The sequence below is a fragment of the Streptosporangium carneum genome (assembly GCF_027922005.1).
In the GTDB taxonomy this organism is placed as follows: domain Bacteria; phylum Actinomycetota; class Actinomycetes; order Streptosporangiales; family Streptosporangiaceae; genus Streptosporangium; species Streptosporangium carneum.
The window spans coordinates 107,733-127,464 of the sequence record NZ_BSEV01000015.1; the positions used below are offsets into that span (position 1 = coordinate 107,733).

At 71.6% G+C, this 19,732-nt stretch carries 12 protein-coding genes and 2 pseudogenes; 10 read left to right on the forward strand and 4 right to left on the reverse strand.

The annotated features are described in order from the left end of the window. Positions 1-6: 6 nt before the first annotated feature. The 4 genes from PKF00_RS27790 (at position 7) to PKF00_RS27805 (ending at position 4,505) form a co-directional block, all read left to right on the forward strand. Complete coding sequence (locus PKF00_RS27790) at positions 7-1,395, forward strand: amino acid permease (RefSeq protein WP_271220602.1); 1,389 nt, start codon at positions 7-9, stop codon at positions 1,393-1,395. A 230-nt stretch (positions 1,396-1,625) separates the two neighbouring features. Next, complete coding sequence (locus tag PKF00_RS27795) at positions 1,626-1,847, forward strand: ferredoxin (RefSeq protein WP_271220603.1); 222 nt, start codon at positions 1,626-1,628, stop codon at positions 1,845-1,847. Then, positions 1,837-3,231, forward strand: coding sequence for an NAD(P)/FAD-dependent oxidoreductase (locus tag PKF00_RS27800; RefSeq protein WP_271220604.1), 1,395 nt, complete (start codon positions 1,837-1,839; stop codon positions 3,229-3,231). The genes PKF00_RS27795 and PKF00_RS27800 overlap by 11 nt, the downstream gene beginning before the upstream one ends. Positions 3,232-3,269: 38 nt before the next feature. Beyond that, complete coding sequence (locus PKF00_RS27805; protein WP_271220605.1) at positions 3,270-4,505, forward strand: cytochrome P450; 1,236 nt, start codon at positions 3,270-3,272, stop codon at positions 4,503-4,505. A gap of 13 nt (positions 4,506-4,518) precedes the next feature. Here the strand turns inward: PKF00_RS27805 and PKF00_RS27810 are convergent. The 3 genes and pseudogenes from PKF00_RS27810 to PKF00_RS27820 all read right to left on the reverse strand — a co-directional run. After that, positions 4,519-5,499, reverse strand: a pseudogene (locus tag PKF00_RS27810) (RNA polymerase sigma factor); the annotation flags it as partial. 279 nt (positions 5,500-5,778) lie between these two features. Beyond that, entirely contained in the window at positions 5,779-6,135 is a 357-nt protein-coding gene (locus tag PKF00_RS27815; RefSeq protein ID WP_271220606.1) for a hypothetical protein, read from the reverse strand. A gap of 288 nt (positions 6,136-6,423) precedes the next feature. Then, positions 6,424-8,013, reverse strand: coding sequence for a glycoside hydrolase family 183 protein (locus PKF00_RS27820; protein ID WP_271220607.1), 1,590 nt, complete (start codon positions 8,011-8,013; stop codon positions 6,424-6,426). A gap of 389 nt (positions 8,014-8,402) precedes the next feature. On the opposite strand from PKF00_RS27820, the gene PKF00_RS27825 reads away from it, so the two are divergent. Beyond that, on the forward strand, positions 8,403-12,248 hold the full coding sequence (locus PKF00_RS27825; RefSeq protein ID WP_271220608.1) for an nSTAND1 domain-containing NTPase: 3,846 nt from the start codon (positions 8,403-8,405) through the stop codon (positions 12,246-12,248). 76 nt (positions 12,249-12,324) lie between these two features. On the opposite strand, the gene PKF00_RS27830 is transcribed toward PKF00_RS27825, so the two are convergent. Then, on the reverse strand, positions 12,325-13,479 hold the full coding sequence (locus PKF00_RS27830) for an epoxide hydrolase family protein (protein ID WP_271220609.1): 1,155 nt from the start codon (positions 13,477-13,479) through the stop codon (positions 12,325-12,327). A 401-nt stretch (positions 13,480-13,880) separates the two neighbouring features. Here PKF00_RS27830 and PKF00_RS27835 point away from each other — a divergent pair, with 401 nt between their 5' ends. The 5 genes and pseudogenes from PKF00_RS27835 to PKF00_RS27855 all read left to right on the forward strand — a co-directional run bounded on the left by PKF00_RS27835 (position 13,881) and on the right by PKF00_RS27855 (position 19,727). Continuing rightward, positions 13,881-14,684, forward strand: a complete 804-nt coding sequence (locus PKF00_RS27835) for a TIGR03084 family metal-binding protein (protein WP_271220610.1) — start codon at positions 13,881-13,883, stop codon at positions 14,682-14,684. A gap of 16 nt (positions 14,685-14,700) precedes the next feature. Beyond that, positions 14,701-15,321, forward strand: a pseudogene (locus PKF00_RS27840) (prephenate dehydrogenase/arogenate dehydrogenase family protein); the annotation flags it as partial. 136 nt (positions 15,322-15,457) lie between these two features. After that, complete coding sequence (locus PKF00_RS27845) at positions 15,458-16,450, forward strand: DUF1702 family protein (RefSeq protein WP_271220611.1); 993 nt, start codon at positions 15,458-15,460, stop codon at positions 16,448-16,450. Positions 16,451-16,781: 331 nt separating this feature from the next. Further along, positions 16,782-17,756: a DUF1702 family protein gene (locus tag PKF00_RS27850; protein WP_271220612.1), complete on the forward strand. Its 975-nt coding sequence runs from the start codon at positions 16,782-16,784 to the stop codon at positions 17,754-17,756. Positions 17,757-17,759: 3 nt separating this feature from the next. After that, a complete protein-coding gene (locus PKF00_RS27855; protein WP_271220613.1) occupies positions 17,760-19,727 on the forward strand; it encodes a CRTAC1 family protein in 1,968 nt (655 codons plus the stop codon). Positions 19,728-19,732 lie beyond the last annotated feature (5 nt).

The following is a 19,732-nucleotide window of genomic DNA, read 5'->3' on the forward strand; positions in this document are numbered from 1 at the left end:
GCATCGATGGCGCAAGGCGAGACAGCGCTCCGCCGCGGACTGCGGCGGCGGCACATGACAATGATCGGCATAGGCGGCGTCATCGGCGCGGGCCTGTTCGTCAGCAGCGGCGCGGTGATCTCCACGGCGGGGCCCGCCGCGGTCGTCGCCTACGCCGTGGGCGGCGTGATCGTCATCCTGGTGATGCGGATGCTCGGAGAGATGTCCGCGGCGTACCCGACCACCGGGTCGTTCTCCCGCTACGCGGAACTGGCGCTCGGCCGCTGGGCGGGATTCCTCGTCGGCTGGAGCTACTGGTACTTCACCGTCTCGGCGATCGCGTTCGAGTCGGTCGCGGGTGCGAGGCTGGTGTCCGGCCTCGTTCCCGGCCTGCCGGTGTGGCTGGGCGCGCCCGCCCTGCTGCTCGCCCTCACCGCGGCGAACCTGGTCTCGGTGAAGGTGTTCGGCGAGACCGAGTTCTGGCTGTCCTCGGCGAAGGTCGCGGTCGTCGTCGGCTTCCTGGCCGTCGGCGCGCTGTACCTCGTCGGACTCTGGCCGGACGGAGGGGCCGGGCTGTCCGCGCTGACCGCTCACGGGGGATTCGCCCCGAACGGCTGGACCGCGGTCCTGAGCGCGCTGGTGACGGTGATCTTCTCCTACTTCGGCGCGGAGCTCGTCACGATCGCCGCCGCGGAGTCCGCCGAACCCGCCAGGGAGGTCGCGCGGGCCACCGTCCGCGTGGTGTGGCGGGTGCTGATCTTCTACGTCGGCTCGGTCTTCCTGATCGTCGCGGTCGTGCCGTGGAACAAGGTCCCGGCGAACGGGGAGGACAGCCCCTTCGCCGCGGCCATCGGCGCGTTCGGCGTCCCCGGCGCGAGCGGCCTGATGACCGTGGTCGTCCTGGTCGCGGTGCTGTCGATCCTGAACGCCGGGATCTACGGCTCCTCCCGGATGCTCATGTCCCTGGCGGAGCGCGGGGACGCGCCCGCCCCGCTCGCCAGGGTGCGCCCCTCGGGCGTGCCCGCGCCCTCGATCCTGGCCAGCATCGGCCTCGCCTTCGTGGTCGTGGCCGTCGCGGGCCTGCTCGGCCCCGACGAGATCTTCGGCTTCCTGCTGAACACCTCCGGCCTGCTCACGCTGGTCATCTACCTGTTCATCGCGGTGAGCCAGCTCAGGCTGCGCGCCCTCGCCGACCCCGCGACGCTGCCGGTCCGGATGTGGGGACACCCGTGGCTGAGCTGGGCCGTGATCGTCCTGCTGGTCGCGGCGCTGCTCGCCGTCGCGACCTCTCCCGGCGTCGGGCCCATCGTGCTCGGCGTCCTCGTCATCCTGGCCGTGACGCGGCTCGCGTACACGGTCAGGGCCAGGCTGGGCCGTACGGCTCCGCCGATCGTCGACCCCATGGAGGTCTCCTGACGCGTCCGCCCCGCCCGGCGACGCCCACGGCCCGGCCGGCGGCGAGCCCGCCCCCGCACGCGGATGATCGGCGAAGGACCCCTCCGGCCTCGGGAGGGAACCGGCAAAGATAGCGCCAAAAGCCGCAACACGGTGATTGTGGATGTTGTTTTCCCTGGTCACAGGCCTAGGCTGAGCAGCACCTGATGGCCGTACCCGTTGCGGGGGACGTCGAAGGGACAAGGGTTCCCGTGAGGCTTGTCGTCGATCTGAACCGGTGCGAAGGGTACGCCCAGTGCGCCTTCCTGGCTCCGGACGTCTTCACCATGCACGGTGAGGAGGCCCTCATGTACAGTCCCCGCGCCGGTCAGGCGCAGCGCGAACAGGTCATCAGGGCCGTCGCCGCCTGTCCCGTGCAGGCCATCACCGTGGACGGGGCCGACGCGGAGGAGACACGGACCGATGCCCGCTGACACGGCCGCGCGGGAGTTCAGGCGTCAGGGGCGGGTGGTCGTCGTCGGCGCGTCCCTGGCGGGGCTGCGCGCCGCCGAGACGCTGCGCGAGGAGGGCTTCACCGGGTCACTGACCATGATCGGCGACGAGCCGCACGACCCCTACGACCGGCCGCCCCTGTCCAAGCAGGTGCTGCTGGGCAGGACGGCGGCGGACGACACCGAGCTGCCGAGGCGTCGCAGGCTCGACGCCCGGTGGCGGCTCGGCGTCGCCGCCACCGGGCTGGACCTGGCGGACAGGAGGGTTCGCCTCGCGGACGGCGAGGAGGTCGAGTTCGACCGCCTGCTGATCGCGACCGGCGCCCGCGCCAGGCCGTGGTTCAGGGAGAGCGAGGCCGCCCTCGACGGGGTCTTCGTCCTGCGCACCGCCGACGACGCGTCCCGGCTCGACCGGAAGCTGGCCGCGGGCCCCCGCAGGGTGCTCGTCGTCGGCGCGGGGTTCACCGGCTCGGAGATCGCCTCGGCCTGCCGTGAGCGAGGACTCGAGGTCACGGTCGCCGAACGCGGTCCCGCCCCTCTCGTGGGAGCCCTCGGCGGCGTCGTCGGCGCGGTCGCGGCGCGGCTGCAGCGTGAGCACGGCGTCGACCTGCGCTGCGGCATCACGGTGACCTCCCTCGAGGGCGACATGGCGGGACGGCTCAGGCGCGCGCACCTGTCCGACGGCACCGCCCTCGACGTCGACGTGGCGGTGATCGGGCTCGGCGCGATGCGCAACACCAAGTGGCTCGCCGGATCCGGGCTCGCCGCGGGCCCGAGAGGGATCGCCTGCGACGCCGGATGCCGCGCCTTCGACGTCCACGGCATCGTCACCGACGACGTCTTCGTCGCCGGTGACGTCGCCCGGTCCCCCCATCCGCTCTTCGGATACCAGTTCCTCTCCCTGGAGCACTGGGGCAACGCGGTCGCGCAGGCCGAGGTCGCGGCCCACAACATGATCAGTTCCGGGCTCGAGCGCCGCCCGCACCTGTGGGTGCCCGCCTTCTGGTCCGCCCAGTTCGGCGTCAACATCAAGTCGGTCGGCGTCCCGCCCATGGGAGAGGAGATCGTCGTCACCCAGGGGGCACTCGGCGAGAACCGCTTCGTCGCGGCCTACGGCTACCAGGGCCGGGTCATCGCCGCGGTCGCCTTCGACCAGGCCAGATGGATCGACTTCTACCGGAGGCTGATCGAGTCGGCCGCGCCCTTCCCGCCCGTCTTCGCGGGCGTCGACAGACGCCCCGAGGGCGCACGGCCGGTTCCCGCCGACTTCCCGGACCCCTCCCTGCCGACCCACGGGCCGACCGTGACGCTGAGCGGTTACTCGCCCAGCGAGCGCAGGCTCCAGTTCACCCCGGCCCGTGCCTGAAGACGGCCCCTCGACCGACCACGCCCAAGGACTCCGCCATGACGCAGGCCACACTGCTGCAGCAGATCACCGACTACGCCAGCCGTGCCGACCCCTACCCCCTGTACGCCGAGCTTCGCAGGACACCGGTGGCACGGCAGGAGAGCGGGGTCTACACCGTCAGCACGTACTGGGAGATCCTCGGCCTGCTCCACGACCCGCGGATCAGCTCCGACGCGCGCAACCGCGACCCTCTGGCGGGGGGCCCGCTGGCGGAGCCCGGGGAGGACGCGAACCTGCCGCCCAGCTTCATCAGGCTCGACCCGCCCGAGCACGACCGCCTGCGCAGGCTGGCGATGCGGCCGTTCGGGCCGCCGCACAGCCCCAGGCGGATCCACGACATGCGCGGCGAACTGGCCAGGATGGTCGCCGGCCTGGTCGACGGCCTCCAGGGCAGGGAGCAGGCCGACATCGTGGACGACTTCGCCTACCCCTTCCCCGTGATGGTGATCTGCAAGCTTCTCGGCGTGCCCCACGAGGACGAGCCGCGCTTCCACGTCTGGGCCGAGCGGATCGTCACGGGCCTCGACCCCAGCCCCGACCAGGACCAGGCGGAGCGGCAGCGCGTCGTCCAGCAGGCCCGGCTCGAACTGGGCCGCTATCTCGCCGAGCTCGCCGAGGAGCACCGCCGCGCGCCCGGCGACGACCTGCTCTCCGCGATGGTCGCCGAGCGGGACCCGGAGGAGCGGATGTCACTGGTCGAGCTGGTCACGACCGCCGTCCTGCTGCTCATCGCCGGTCACGAGACCACCGTCAACCTCATCGCCAACGGGACGCTGACCCTGCTGCGCCATCCCGACGTCCTCAAACGGCTGAGAGGCGAACCGGGGCTGGCCGTCCCGCTCGTCGAGGAGCTGCTGCGCTACGAGCCGCCGGTTCAGCTGCTGCCGCAGCGCACCGCCCTCACCGACATCGACGTCGCGGGCGCCGTCATCCCGAAGGGCGCTCCGATCTGGCTCGTCCTGGCCTCGGGAAGCCGGGACCCCAGGCGCTTCGACGACCCCGACAGGTTCGACCCCGACCGCCGCGACAACCAGCACCTCGGGTTCGGCAGCGGCATCCACTACTGCTTCGGCGCGCCGCTGGCCCGGCTCGAGGCGCAGGTCGCGCTGGCCGAGCTCGCCCGCAGGCTGAGCAACCCCCGGCTCGTGGACGACCCGCCTCCGTACCGGCCCAGTCCGGTCCTGCGCGGTCCCCGCCACCTCCAGGTGGCCTTCGACGGCGTCGTCCCGTAGCGGGGGCGCGGCGTCAGCTCAGGTAGTCGCGCAGGGCCTGGGACCTGGACGGGTGACGCAGCTTCGTCATGGTCTTCGACTCGATCTGCCGGATGCGCTCGCGCGTCACCCCGTAGACCTTGCCGATCTCGTCCAGCGTCTTCGGCTGGCCGTCGACGAGGCCGAAGCGCATCGACATCACCCCGGCCTCACGCTCGGACAGCCCGGACAGGACCGCCCGCAGCTGCTCCTGCAGCAGGCTGAACACCACCGCGTCGTCCGGCGTGATCGCCTCGGAGTCCTCGATGAGGTCGCCGAACTCGCTGTCGCCCTCGGTGCCGAGCGGGCTGTGCAGGGAGATCGGCTCGCGGCCGTACCGCTGGACCTCGACGACCTTCTCCGGGGTCATCTCCAGCTCGACCGCCAGCTCCTCGGGAGTGGGCTCGCGGCCCAGGTCGGACATCATCTGCCGGTGCAGCCTGGCCAGCTTGTTGATGACCTCCACCATGTGGACCGGGATGCGGATGGTCCGCGCCTGGTCGGCCATGGCACGGGTGATCGCCTGCTTGATCCACCAGGTGGCGTAGGTGGAGAACTTGAAGCCCTTGGTGTAGTCGAACTTCTCGACCGCGCGGATCAGGCCCAGGTTGCCCTCCTGGATCAGGTCCAGGAAGAGCATGCCGCGCCCGGTGTAGCGCTTGGCCAGCGAGACCACCAGACGCAGGTTGGCCTCAAGCAGGTGGTTCTTGGCCCGGTGGCCGTCCTCGGCGATCCACTCCAGCTCGGCGCGGACGTCGACCGGCAGTCTGTCGCCGTCGGTGTCCAGCTGCTCCTCGGCGAACAGGCCCGCCTCGATGCGCTTGGCCAGCTCGACCTCCTGTTGGGCGTTGAGCAGGGAGACCTTGCCGATCTGCTTGAGGTAGTCCTTGACCGGGTCCGTGGTCGCGCCAGGGGCCGTCGCGAGGCTTCCGGGAAGGTCGTCATCGTCGTCGGCCAAGATCAGCACGTTGTCCTCAGCGGAGGCCGTCACGGCGATCACATCCTTCATGGAGCCGGCAGGGCAAACACCTGTGCACTTCAACGTACGTCCTGTACGGGTGTGCTGCGGCCATGCGCGAGGTGAGCGCCCGCGGCGGGCGGGGGCGACGCGGTGCGGGGACACCACGCCGCCCCCTTTCCCCGGTACGGCCCACGCGGCGTCCCGGGGTGGACTCCCGACCGGCCAGGGGTTCGCCGGACCGTGCCTGAGGCGCGAGGGCGGGGCGCGGCGAGCCGGACGGGAAGTCTGGCGGTGTTACGCCGGCACCTCGACGCAGGGGAAGCCCATGTCGATGAAGTTGCCGTTCTCGTGCTTCCAGCCGTGGGCGCACAGCCAGCCCGCGCCGATGCCGTTGGCCCCGACACCGGGGTCCTGCATGTCGGGGCTGTGCCGGAAGGAGACGCCCGGACCCCACAGGTCGACGTGACCGTAGAAGCCGAATCCGTGGGTGACGGCGTAGAAGCCGTTCTTGCTGCCGCTGTACTCGACGCAGACCTCTCCGGCGCAGGAGACTCTCGAGGCGGTCTGGGCCTGCGCCGGGGCGCTGAGGGCGACCGTCGGCACCAGGGCGGCGAGGGCGGTCAGGGAGAGCAGTGTCTTGCGCAGTCTCATTTTCTCATGCCTTTCGTGGGCTTTCTTGGATTCACGGGTGTCATACGCGGTCGCCGGACGGCCGGGTGCTCGTCGGGAAGGCCGGGAAGGCCGGGAGGGCCAGGAGGAAGGCGGGCGCCGTTCCCCCTTCCGGTTCTCTCCGGGACGTCCCGGAGAGCGGGGGCGGCGCGACACCGGCGCCGACAGGTCTGTTGTACGGGGCGGGCGTTGTCAGTTTTCGGACGCCGAGAAGTGAACAACGATCGGCGAACAATCCCGGGGCGAGCCCCGGGAACGTCCAGCCCTCTCTCAGGGCAGTTCTTCCAGGACGATGTCGTCCGCCTGAATCCAGAAGTCCTGGTTGTTCACCGACCAGCCGCCGACGAACACCTCCAGCTCGTTGGCGTCCCCGGCGGTGAACTCCACGTTGAGCCGGGTGTGGACGGGAAGCGAACCGAACTTCTGCTCCGCCACGACGCCCTGCCCGGACGGCTTGCGGATCCCGAAATAGCCTTCGCTGTTGCTGCCGGAACTGCGCATCCAGCCGCTCAGCCGATAGCGCTTGCGCGGGGTGAGCACGACCTTCTGGTACAGGTTGTTCCATCCGGAGTTGTGGCGGACCCACCCGTTGTTCAGGCCGGAGTGGGCGTTGCCCTTGCCGTAGTCGACGCCGCCCCGGCCGCCGACGATCCACGGCGCGGGCCCCGCGCCCGGGAGACGGTCCTCGAAGCCGCCGTCCTGGACGAGGTTGGGGTTGACGGGGACGTCGGCCAGCCGCAGCCGCATCAGCTGGACGTGGTACGGCGACCAGCGCGACATCGCGAAGTACACCTCGGAGCCGTTCGCGCTGTCCGGGTGGAGGAACCCGCCGTAGAGGCCCGGGTAGTCCGCCGAGTGCGCGACCACCTGGCCGCCGGTCCATGGCCCGGTGGGGACGGGGGCGGTGCGCATCACGATCGCGGCCCTGTTCTCGTCGAGGTGGAGCGCGATCCAGCGCCGCAGATGGGAGTTGTACTGGACGGAGAGCTCGCCGACCGGTCCGGCGGCGACGGGGACGGCGCGGTCCGGCGCGCCCGCCTGCCATCCCGAGGCCGTCCAGTACTCGTACGCGGGCGTCTCGAGCACGCGCGACTCGGCGACGCGGGCCAGGTAGGCGTTGCCGAACCTGCCGTTCGGGGTCCCGAAGAGGTGGACGAAGCCGCCCTGCCTGACCATGGCGGCCATCTGGAAGCGCTCGCCCCCGCCCTGGTTGGCCCACCGCGCCGCGGGGGCCTTGGTCCAGTTCTCCCCGCCGTCGTCCGAGTAGGCCAGGCCCGAGTAGTTGGTCACCCACGTCCCCGCGGGCCCCCAGCTCCGCACCGACATGTAATGGATGTAGTCGCGTGAGCCCACGCTCACGGCCGCGGTGGGGATCACGGTCACCTCGCTCACCGCGGGATCGCGCGGCAGGATCTGCCGCGCGTGCCCGGGCCTGTCGGTGACCATGGAGTCGATGCGCATGCCGTCGGCGAGGTTGGAGTCGCCGGAGTGGGCCAGCGTGTTGAAGCGCCAGTCCGCGCTCTCCGGCCCCGCGCCGTCGCCTCCCCAGCCCTCCCCGTAGGTGTCGCCGAACGCGATCGCCACCCTGCCGCGGCTGTCCCGCCACATGACGCCGAGGTCGGTCGCGTGCACCCCGAACCGCGTCCGGGTCTGGTTGACGTCGCCGGCTCCCTGCCCGGCCACCAACGCGACCGGCTGCGCGGCCGAGGACGTGGCGGACGCCGCTCCCGGCGACACGACCGCGCCGTCGGCCGCCGCGGGAGCGCCCGCGCAGGCGAGGACGGTGACGGCCGCGCCCAGGGCCGTCACGGCGGCCACGGCACGCGCCCTGGCCCGCGGAAATGCTCTCAGCAAACCCATGAGGTTTCGCTTTCCTTTCTTCTCCTGTTTCTAGGGACATCGATGGAAACGCCCTCCTGAATGCCTTCATGGGCGGGCCTTCCGGTTTCAAGCTGTAACCCATCGGCGTTGTTCTCCGTCGGCGGCGCGAGATGAACAAAAAAATGATGTAAAATGCGGGGTTCGGTCGTGCGGCTGTCGCGCATATGACCGGAACGGTCACCGAGGGTTTACTCCGAGTCAGGTTTCCGGAGAACCCCTCTGAAGTCGGATATCGGTCCCACTTTCGACCCGCTGTGGCATGTGCAACAATCGCCGGGCGAGTTTCGTCGTCGAATGGGGATCGGCGGGGTTTATCTGCCGTTGTCTCCCATTCGTCCCAGAAGTTCCGGGGGATCGAGACCGAGGGGGTGGAGGCGCTGCCGCGTGGTGAGCGACCACTGGACGCGGGGGACGGCGCGCTGCTGCGGTTCGCGGCGGAGCTGCGCACGCTGAGGGAGAAGGCGGGGAGCCCGCCGTACCGGACGCTGGCCCGGCGCGCGCACTACTCGGTGGCGACGCTGTCCGGCGCCGCGGCGGGCAGGAAGCTGCCGAGCCTGGCGGTGACGCTGGCGTACGTCGACGCGTGCGGGGGCGACCTCGCCGAGTGGGAGAGGCAGTGGCACGCGGTCGCCGCCGAGCTGGCCGGATCCGACACCGCGGCGGCGGGAGGGACGGCCTCGCAGGAGGAGCCTCCGTACGTGGGGCTGGTGGCCTTCCAGCGGGAGGACGCCGACCTGTTCTTCGGACGTGAGCGCCTCGTCGAGGAGCTCGCGGCCCGCCTGTCGAAGCGGCGGCTGGTCGCGGTCTTCGGAACGTCGGGGGCGGGGAAGTCCTCACTGCTGCGGGCGGGCCTGCTGCCGCGGATGCGGGGCGAGGGCGGCGACTGTCCCGTGGTGCTCCTCACCCCGGGACCGCATCCCCTCGAGGAGTGCGCGATCCAGCTCGCCCGTCTCACGGGCGGCACGCCGGGAAGGCTTCACGAGGAGCTCGCGGACGACCCGCGCAACCTGTACCGGATCGCGCGTCACGCCCTCGCCCTGGCCGACCGGCCCGAGCAGGGCGACCTGCTGCTGGTGGTCGACCAGTTCGAGGAGGTCTTCACCCTCTGCGACGACGAGCTCGAACGCGCCCGCTTCATCGAGGCGCTGGTCACGGCGGCCCGGGCGGAGAACAGCCGGTGCCGGATCGTGCTGGGCGTGCGCGCCGACTTCTACGCGCACTGCACCCGTTACCCGGACCTGGTCGCGGCCTTCGGCGACGCCCAGGTCGCGGTCGGGCCCATGACCACCGACGAGCTGCGCAGAGCCATCGTCCAGCCCGCGGTCCGCGTGGGCTGCATCGTGGAGACCGCCCTGCTCACCACCCTCGTGGCCCAGGTGAACGGACAGGTCGGAATGCTTCCCTCACTGTCCCACGCCTTGTTGGAGACCTGGCGCAGACGCCGGGGGAACGCCATGACCCTCGCCGGGTTCGAGGCCGCGGGAGGCCTCCACGGCGCTCTCGCCCAGACGGCCGAGTCGCTCCACGCCACCCTCGACCCCCACCAGCAGCGGCTGGTCAAGAACCTGTTCCAGCGCCTGACCGCGCTGGGAGAGGGCACAGAGGACACCAAACGCCGCATCCACCGCAGGGAGCTCGACACCGGCGACCCCGACGTCCCGAGCCTCCTGGAGCGCCTGGCGGGCGCCCGGCTTCTCACGCTCGACCGCGACAGCATCGAGATCTCCCACGAGGCCCTGATCGGCGCGTGGCCCCGCCTGCGCGACTGGCTGGCCGAGGACAGGGAGGGCCTGCGCGTCCACCGTAGGCTCACCGAGGCCACCGACGGCTGGGAGTCGCTCGGCAGGGATCCGGGAGCCCTCTACCGAGGTGTCAGGCTCGCCCAGGCGCAGAACTGGATCGAGACGAGCGACACCGTGCTCACCCCGAGGGAGCGCGAGTTCCTCGACGCCAGCCTGTCCGCGCGGGACGCCGAGCACGAAGCAGGCAGACGGCACACCCGCCGCCTGCACCAGCTCGTCGCCTCGCTCACCGTCCTGCTCCTCCTCGCCGTCGCCGCCGTCGTCTATGCCGAGGACGCCAACCGGACCGCCACCGGCCAGCGCAACATCGCCGTCTCCCAGAAGGCCGCGGGCGAGGCCGCCGCGCTGCGCGCGACCAACCCCGCCCTGGCCGCGCAGCTCGCCCTGGCGGCCTACCGTCTCGTCCCCACCACCGAGGCCAGGAGCACCCTGCTCAGCACGTTCGGCGTCCCCTACGCCACCAGGCTGACAGGGCACACCGACAACGTGAACACGGTCGCCTTCAGCCCCGACGGGCGTTTTCTGGCCAGCGCGAGCCGGGACCGCACGATCCGGCTGTGGAACCTCTCCAGGCCGCACGACACGGCGGGGGCGGCCGTTCTCACCGGCCACACCGCCAACGTGAACGCGGTCGCCTTCAGCCCCGACGGGCGTTTTCTGGCCAGCGCGGGCTGGGACCGCACAGTGCGGCTGTGGAGCGTCGCCGACCCTCTCAAACCCAGGGAGCTGGTCTCCCTCAGCGGTCACGTCGACGACGTGAACGCGGTCGCCTTCAGCCCCGACGGACGCCTCCTGGTCAGCGCGAGCACCGACCGCACCGCGCTGCTGTGGGACGTCGCGGATCCGGCCGCCCCCCGCCTGCTCGGCCGCCTCGCCGGCCACGACGACGCCGTCATCTCCGTCGCCTTCGACCCCCGTGGCCGCACCGTGGCCACCGCGGGCTGGGACCGCACGGTGCGGCTGTGGGACGTCGCGGACCCGCGCCGCCCCGCCGAACTCCGCGTGCTCACCGGCCACACCGAGCCCGCCGTCTGGGTGGCCTTCAGCCCCGACGGCCGTACGCTCGCCAGCGCGAGCCAGGACCACACGGTCCGGCTGTGGAACACCGCCGACCCTCGCGAGGCCGGCAGGCCGCGCGTCCTGCGCGGCCACCGTGAGGGCGTCCGCTCGGTGGCCTTCAGCCCCGACGGCCGCGAACTGGCCACCGCGAGCCTCGACCGCGCCGTCCGGCTGTGGGACGTCGCGGACCCCACCGCCTCGGGGGAGCCGGCGACGCTGACCGGCCAGGTCGGAGCCGTCGTCTCGGTGGCCTTCGCGCCCGGCGGACGAAGCCTGGCCAGCGCGAGCGACGACCACACCATATGGATCTGGGACCTCCCCGGGCCCGTCCTGACGGCACACCGCGAATCGGTCTGCGGGGTCGTCTTCGGGCAGGGAGGCCATGCCATGGTCACGTCGGGCTACGACCGCACGGTGCGGCTGTGGGACGTCGCGGACCCCCTCAGGCCCAGGGCGCTGAGCGAGATCACCGCCCACAAGGGCACGGTCTGCGGGACGGCCTTCAGCCCGGACGGCCGCTACCTGGCGACGGCGGGTTACGACAGCACGGTGTGGCTGTGGGACGTCTCCGAGCCGCGGCGGCCCGTCTCGCTGGCGACTCTGCGGGGCTTCACCGGCAACGTCAACGCGGTGGCGTTCAGCGGGGAGGGGCGTGTCCTCGCCACCGCGGGCCTCGACTCCACGGTGCGCCTCTGGGACGTCTCGGACCCGCGTGACCCCCGTCAGCTCGCGGTGCTCTCGGGTCACACCGACGGTGTCAACTCGGTGGCGTTCGCCCCGGGGGGCGGGGTCCTCGCCACCGCGGGCTGGGACCGCACCGCGCGGCTGTGGGACGTCTCGGACCCGCGTGACCCCCGTCAGCTCGCGGTGCTCTCGGGTCACACCGACGGTGTCAACTCGGTGGCGTTCGCCCCGGGGGGCGGGGTCCTCGCCACCGCGGGCTGGGACCGCACCGCGCGGCTGTGGGACGTCTCCCAGCCGCGGCGCCCCCTCGCCCTCGCCACCCTGACCCACCACACCGACACCGTCTACGCCGTGGCGTTCAGCGGGCGGGGGCACACCCTGGCGACGGCCGGAGCCGACCACACCGTCCGCCTGTGGAACACCGACGACCCCCGCAGGCCCGCGGAGCTGGCGACCCTCACCGGACACACGGGTCAGGTCCACACGCTCGCGTTCGGGTCCGACGGCCACACCCTGGCCACCGCCGGCCAGGATCAGACCGTCCGCGTGTGGGAGGTCGCCCCCGAGCGCGTCGCCGCCCTGGTCTGCGGCGTCGCGCACCCGAGGGCCACTCCCGCGGAGTGGGACCGTTACTTCCCCGACATACCGTACGAGCCGCTCTGCCGGTGACCCCCGTGGCCCTTGCGCGACCCGCGGGGGACGGCCGCGTCGTCGGGACCGTCCCCGCGGACGTGACGGAGCGCCCTCAGCGCAGGGAGCGGGCGAACGCCCTGATGTCGTCCACCAGCAGGGCGGGCTGTTCCATGGCGGCGAAGTGCCCGCCCCGGCCGAACTCCGTCCAGTGCGTGATGGTCGGGATGTCACGGTCGGCGAGGCGGCGGAGCGGGACGAAGATGTCGTGCGGGAAGACCGCCACGCCGACCGGCACGGTGATCGCCGGCGGTCTGACCCCGCTCGCCGCCAGCCGCACGTCCTGGGCTCCCTCGTAGTAGAAGTGGGCCGACGACCCGGCGGTCGCGGTCAGCCAGTAGATCGTCACGACGGTGAGCAGCCGGTCACGGTCGATCGCGTCCTCGGGGACCTTCGCCGAGTCGGTCCACTCACGGAACTTCTCCACGATCCACGCGAGCTGGCCGACGGGTGAGTCGGTCAGCGCGTAGGACAGCGTCTGCGGCCGGGTGGCCATGATCTTCATGTAGCCGGACAGCTCCGTGTCGAACCGTGCGAGGCGGGCCAGGCGCGCCTGGTCGGACTCGCTCAGGTCGTCGAGCTCGCCCCGCTCGCCGGAGGGGAACGTCATGAGCATGTTGACGTGCACCCCGGCGACGTGCCCGGGGTCGGTCCTGCCGAGTTCGAGGGAGATCACCGATCCGGCGTCGCCGCCCTGCGCGACGTAGCGGCCGTAGCCGAGACGCCGCATCAGCCCGGCCCACGCCCTCGCGATCCGGGGAACGTTCCACCCCGTCTCCCGCAGCGGGGTGGAGAAGCCGTATCCGGGGATGGACGGCACGACCAGGTGGAAGGCGTCGGCAGGGTCGCCGCCGTGGGCGCGGGGGTCGGTCAGCGGCCCGACGACGTCGAGGAACTCGGCGAAGGAGCCGGGCCAGCCGTGGGTCACGAGCAGCGCGAGCGCGTCGGGCTCAGGTGACCTGACATGCATGAAGTGCACGTTCGCGCCGTCGATCGCAGTGGTGAACTGGGGGTGGCGGTTCAGCAGCGCCTCGGCGGCGCGCCAGTCGTAGTCCGTCCGCCAGTACTCCGCCAGCTCCCTGAGATATCCGAGGGGCACGCCCCGCTCCCAGCCTGTCTCCCCGAGCTCGTCGGGCCACCGCGTGTCCGCGATCCTGCGGCGCAGGTCGTCGAGGTCGGCCTGCGGGATGTCGATACGGAAGGGCTTCATGGTCGGACCCCGTCCACTCTGCGTCGTTCTCCGTCGGGCGGCACGAGGCGCCGCGCGGGTGCCGGGCGGCGCGCCGCCCTGACCGGCGAGGATCGTCCGCCCGACGCCGCGGGCGCGCCGGTCGCGGTGATCCACACCACGGGATCCTCACATCCGGCCGCTCCGCGGCGCATCTTCTGGATTGCGTCTCCCCGCCGTGTCAGGGCGGAGGCGTCTTCGGACCCGCGGATCCGAAAGACCGGACGCCGGGCGAAGAGCACGGAGGGAGAAGACCGGGAGATCGGCGCCGATGCATGCTTGGGCCGCGGGAACCGGCGGGACGTCCGGCGTCCGGCCGAACGACGAACGAACGACGAATGAGGCATCCGGGAAATTCGCTTCCCCCGCGAGAGGACAGAGTCGTGACCCAGCTGCAGGACGTGATCTCCGACGTGACCACGGAAGGTGAGGAGGTCGACCGCCTGGTCGCCGGCCTCGACGCGGCGGGGTGGGCGCTGCCCACCCCCGCACCCGGATGGACGATCAAACACCAGATCGCCCACCTGATCTTCATCTTCCGGCTGGCGGGACTGGCGGCGTCCGATCCGGAGACGTTCAAGGCGCTGGCCGCAGGGGCGGGCAAGGACTTCAACGGGGCGGTGAACGCCGCGCTGGAGGAGTATCTCAACGACCCGCCGGAGACGCTGTTCGCCCGCTGGCAGGCGGAGCGGGAGGCCTCGCTCAAGGCGCTCGCCGCGGTGCCGGAGGACCAGACGGTGCCGTGGCTCGTCAGGCCCCTGCCGCCGGCCGTGCTCGCGAGCGCGGGATACATGGAGCTGTTCGGGCACGGCCAGGACATCGCCGACGCCCTCGGCGTACGGCGGGAGCCGACCGACCGCATCAGGCACCTGGTCGGGTTCGCCGTGCTGACGAAGGAGTTCGGATACCTGTCGCGGGGTTTGACGCCGCCGCAGGAGGAGTTCCGCTTCGAGCTCACCTCGCCCTCCGGCGAGCGGTGGGAGTTCGGTCCCGAGGACGCCGCGCAGCGGATCACCGGTCCCGCCCACGACTTCTGCCTGCTCGTGGTCAGGCGCAGGCACCGCGACGACCTCGCGCTCACCGCCTCGGGCGCGGAGGCCGACCGGTGGCTGGACATCGCCCAGGCCTACCGGGGGCCCGCGGGGGCCGGCCGTTCCCCCGGCCAGTTCGCGACCACGGGGCGGTGACGCGGCGCGCGTCTACACCGACCTGGCCAGCGTCAAGGCGCTGCCGCTCGCCAGGGCCGCCGGGCTCGGCTGCGATCTCGTGAGCTTCGTCGCGGGACACCCGCTGGCGGGGCGGGAGCGGTCGGGGCCGGTCGCGGCCCGGGCCGACCTGTTCCTGGGACGGCCGTGGGCGTACTGCCCGACGGAGCGGACCTCTCCCGAGGCGGTGGAGACGGTGCTCGCCCTGATCAAGCTCTGCGGGGGAGAGGCCGTCGTGGCCGACCGCGCCGCCGCGGCCGCCGCGCTGCGGGAACACGCGGGCACGCCCGACGAGGGGTCGGCGACGCGTCCCGGCCCTCCGCCTCCGGCGCGGGTCGCCGATCTCCTGCGTCGCGGCGCCGGCGGCGCCCACCGCGTCCCCGGCAAGCACGGCGGGCCCGCCAGGGCGTACGAGGTCCTCCACGTGCTCATCGGCGACCGGCCCGGCGAACTGGCCAGGCTGTTCCTCGCGGCCGAGGAGGCGGGGGTCAACATCGAGGACGTCCGCCTCGAGCACGCTCCCGGGCTGCCGCTGGGGGCCGCGGAGCTGCACGTGCGCGCGGAGGCGGTCCCGGCGCTGGCCCGGATCCTCCGCGAGCACGGGTGGTCCGCGCCGTAGACCTCCGGCCCGCGACACGTCCACCGCCGTGAGCGGGGCAATTCAAAAGATGCGTCGGACCGTCTCCGGACGCGAGCATGAAATGGTCACGCCGGTGGCGGACGGGTTGCCGCCGGCCGAAGGCGGGGGAGGTCCCATGCCGACCGTTCTGGGTTCGCTGCGCAGCCTTCTGCTGGCGCCGTCCCTGGCCGAGGTGACTTTCGCGGGCCGGGGTTTCCCGGTCACGCCCACCGAGGCCACCCGGCGTCTTGAGGCGATTCCCCAGGCGGTGGTCTGCGGGTTCGAGTGGGGGATCAACGCGCGGGACCAGTGGGAGGTCGAGCGCAGGCTCGGCATGGTCGAGGAGGAACTGCGCGGGTTCGCGTACGAGGGCGCGACGATGGCCTTCACCGTCCTGGACGCGATGGGCGGCGGCCGTGGTCACCGTACCCGCGACCTGATGCTGGGCACCGGCAGGCCCCACATCTTCCTGACCTACATCGGCGTCGGCTTCGCCATGGCGCGGCTGCCGCGGTTGCTGTGGAGGAAGGTGGTCCCCGACCTGAGCGGGTCGGCCTACTATCCGACGATGAGCTGGCTGGCGGTCGACGGGTACGGCTTCGACCTGGCCTACTTCGACACCCGGCGCTGGATCGACGAGCAGAGGGTGCCCTCGTCCTATCCGTGGGAGGGCTCGCCGGACTACTTCCCCAGGGCCGTCGACCAGGGCATCGGGCGGGCCCTGTGGTTCGTCCACGGGGCCCAGGTGCCCGACGTCGCCGCCGCGGTCGAGCGCTTCGCCGACCACAGGCGGGCGGACCTGTGGAGCGGCGTCGGGCTGGCCGCGACGTTCGCGGGAGGGTGCGGGCCCGAGGCGCTGGCCGCGCTGCGCAGGCACGCGGGGGAGCACAGGCCCGAGCTCGCCCAGGGCGTGGTGTTCGCGACCAGGGCCCGTGACCACGCCGGGTTCGTGCCGCCGCACACCGAGGCCGCCGTCTCCGTCCTGGCGGACCTGTCCGTCGAGGCCGCCGTCGCGCTCGCGGAGGACACCGCCGTCGAGCGGGGCTCGGACGGGCTGCCGGCGTACGAGCTGTGGCGCAGAGGGGTGCGCGCGCACTTCCTCTCGCCCGCGGACCGCCTGTCGCGCTGACCGCCCGCGTCTTCCGCGTCCCACCGGCCTCTCCCGCGCGCCGTCCGCGCCGCCCGTGTCCCCCGCGTCGTCCGGCGTGCCGCGGACAGGGACCGCTGTTTTTCGTTGCCGTCTTTCTCGGAATTGTCGTCGCCGAAACAAGGGCGACTCAACTCGGCGGTTGGATATGACTCAACCCGCTGGTTGAAAGCGCATGACACCTTATTGTAAGGTTTCTTTCCATTTCCGTGAGCACGTTTGAAGTAGACAGTGAGTTGAGCCGCTTGTGTAGATTTGTCGCGAGATCACGCTGAGGAGACGAATCTAGCCGACAAGGGGCGTGGGAGAACAAGTGGCCAATTCTTGGAGGGCGCTGAGACGCCGTGTCCTGACACCAAGCGTCTCCGCCACAAAACTTGAGACGCGCGGTTTCAACGAGAAAAGCCCGGCCGCCAGGGAATTGCTGGAAACGATCGGCAAAACATTTCTCGCCGGTTACGCGTACGCGGCCGAGGCGCGTTCTCCCGCCGAAGCGGAGGAGCGCCTGGAGACGATTCCCACGCGGTTTCGCGGCTTCGCCTACGAGGGAGCCGCAATGGCTTTCACCGTTCTCGACGCCCTGCCGCTCACCGGCGGGAGGCGGGTCGCCGGATTCCTTTCCGGGCGGGGCGACGACCACGTCTACATGGCCTACGTCGGGATCGGCTGGGCGATGGCCCGGCTGCCGAGGTTCAGATGGCCCGACGTCTCCGCCCTCGACCCCCTGCTGCGCTGGCTCGTGCTCGACGGCTACGGCTTCCACCAGGCCTACTTCCACACGAACCGGTACGTGCACGCGCAGTTCAGCGACCCGCGGTTCCCCTGGACCGCCGACCGTTTCCAGAGCTACGCCAACCGCGCGATCGACCAGGGCATCGGACGGGCCATGTGGTTCGTCGGCGGCACCGACGCCGCCCTCGTCGCCGACATGATCGACAGGTTCCCGGAGTCCCGCAGGGACGACCTGTACGCGGGCGCGGGGCTGGCGGCCAGCTACGCGGGCGGCGCGGAGGAGCAGGAGCTGCGCGCGTTCTGGGAGCGGGCGGGCAGGCACCGCCCCCAGATCGCCCAGGGCTGCGCGTTCGCGGCCGAGGCCAGGCAGCGGGCCGGCCTCGTGGTGCCGCACACGCTGCTCGCCACACGGGTTTTCTGCGACATGACACCGGAACAGGCGGCGCGGACCAGTGAGAAGGCGCGCCCCGACGAGCCGGTCCAGGGCGACCTGCCCGCCTACGAGGTATGGCGACAGCGCGTCGCCGACGAGTTCGCATCCCTTGGGAGGTGTTAGGACGTGACTTCGACAGTTGGCTGGCTGCGCAGGCAGCTACCGGGAATCGTCGCTCTCGTGCTGATCGTGACCACGTTCGTGGTGGCCCGTCTGCCCACGCCCTCGGCGGCGGACACGGGGCTCATGGCGAAGAAGTACGCCTTCGCGCCGATGTCCGTCGCGCTGCCGGGCGGCTTCAAGCAGCAGGAGATCCGCAAGGTGCACCCCGACTACACGCACATCGACGCGTGGATCTCCTCGGTCGGGGCCGCGATCGCGATGAACGACCTGGACGGCGACGGCCTGTCCAACGACCTGTGCATCGTCGACACCCGCATCGACCAGGTCGTGGTCACCCCGGTGCCCGGCGGGCGGACGAACCGGTACGAGCCCTTCGCGCTGAACCCGAGCCCGCTGCCCATGAACGACCACATCGCGCCCATGGGCTGCGTGCCCGCCGACCTCAACGAGGACGGCCGCCTCGACCTGCTCGTCTACCTGTGGGGCCGCACGCCGATCCTCTACCTCGCCAAGACCGACGCCTCCAGGCTTGGCGCCGCCGCCTACCAGCCGACCGAGCTGGTGCCCGGCGCGAACGCGACCGGCGGCCTCTACACCGGGCCGCAGTGGAACACCAACGCCGCCACCGTCGCCGACTTCGACGGGGACGGGCACGACGACATCTTCATCGGCAACTACTTCCCCGAGAGCGCGGTGCTCGACCCCAAGAGCAAGGGCGTCGTGCAGATGAACCACTCCATGTCCAACGCGCACAACGGCGGCGAGGACTACTTCTTCCGCTGCACCGGGGCGACGGCGGGTCCCAAGCCCGGGGTCACCTACGAAAAGCTCGACGACGTCCTGCCCGAGACGGCCTCGAAGGGCTGGGAGCTCGCCGCCGCCTCCGCCGACCTCGACGGCGACCAGCTGCCCGAGCTGTACCTCGCCAACGACTTCGGCCCCGACCGGATGTTCTACAACCGGTCCACGCCGGGGCACATCAGGCTCTCGCCCGTCGAGGGCGTGCGCACCCCGCTGATCCCCAAGTCCAAGACGGTCGGCCACGACTCCTTCAAGGGAATGGGCCTCGACTTCGGCGACCTCAACGGCGACGGCATCTACGACATGTTCGTCAGCAACATCACCACGTCGTTCGGCATCGAGGAGAGCAACTTCCAGTTCACCTCCACCGCCAAGAGCCAGGCCGACCTGCGCGCGAAGCTGCGCGAGGGCGAGGCCCCGTGGGAGGACCGCAGCGCCCAGGCGCGCACCGCCTGGTCGGGCTGGGGCTGGGACGTCAAGATCGACGACTTCAACAACGGCGGCGACCTCAGCATCGTCCAGGCGACCGGGTTCGTGAAGGGCGAGGTGGACCGGTGGCCCCAGCTGCAGGAGCTGGCGACCGCCAACGACCAGTTGCTGCAGAACCCCTACTGGTGGCCGAACGTGCGCGCGGGCGACGACGTCGCGGGAACCCAGACGCTGCACTTCTTCGTCAAGTGCCCGGACGGCACCTACGTCGACCTGGCCAAGGAGCTGGGCCTGGCCATCCCGGTGCCCACCCGGGGCGTCGCCACCGGTGACGCGGACGGAGACGGCAAGCTCGACTTCGCGGTCGCCAGGCAGTGGGCCGAGCCGGTCTTCTACCACAACCAGAGCCCCTCGCAGGGAGCCTTCCTCGGGCTCAAGCTGACCCACGACGCCACGCCCGTCCCCGGGGCGCTGCCCGCTCCCGGCTCACCGGTGACCGGCGCGCAGGTCACCGTGACGCTGCCCGGCGGGCGCAAGCTCCTCGGCCGGGTCGACGGCGGCAGCGGCCACTCCGGCAAGCGCAGCAGCGACGTGCACATCGGGCTCGGCCCGAACGTCACCGGCCCCGTGCAGGCGCACCTGCGCTGGCGCGACCGAAGCGGACAGGTACACGACCAGGATCTTCAGCTGACCCCGGGGTGGCACTCGCTGCGGCTCGGTCAGCAGGCCAAGGAGAAGTGATCGAG

Excerpts from the sequence above, each read along its gene's own strand:
- PKF00_RS27845 (WP_271220611.1), top strand. The coding sequence starts at position 15,458 with ATGCCGACCGTTCTGGGTTCGCTGCGCAGCCTTCTGCTGGCGCCGTCC.
- PKF00_RS27800 (WP_271220604.1), top strand. The coding sequence starts at position 1,837 with ATGCCCGCTGACACGGCCGCGCGGGAGTTCAGGCGTCAGGGGCGGGTG.
- PKF00_RS27790 (WP_271220602.1), top strand. The coding sequence starts at position 7 with ATGGCGCAAGGCGAGACAGCGCTCCGCCGCGGACTGCGGCGGCGGCAC.
- PKF00_RS27820 (WP_271220607.1), bottom strand. The coding sequence starts at position 8,013 with ATGGGTTTGCTGAGAGCATTTCCGCGGGCCAGGGCGCGTGCCGTGGCC.
- PKF00_RS27815 (WP_271220606.1), bottom strand. The coding sequence starts at position 6,135 with ATGAGACTGCGCAAGACACTGCTCTCCCTGACCGCCCTCGCCGCCCTG.
- PKF00_RS27830 (WP_271220609.1), bottom strand. The coding sequence starts at position 13,479 with ATGAAGCCCTTCCGTATCGACATCCCGCAGGCCGACCTCGACGACCTG.
- PKF00_RS27805 (WP_271220605.1), top strand. The coding sequence starts at position 3,270 with ATGACGCAGGCCACACTGCTGCAGCAGATCACCGACTACGCCAGCCGT.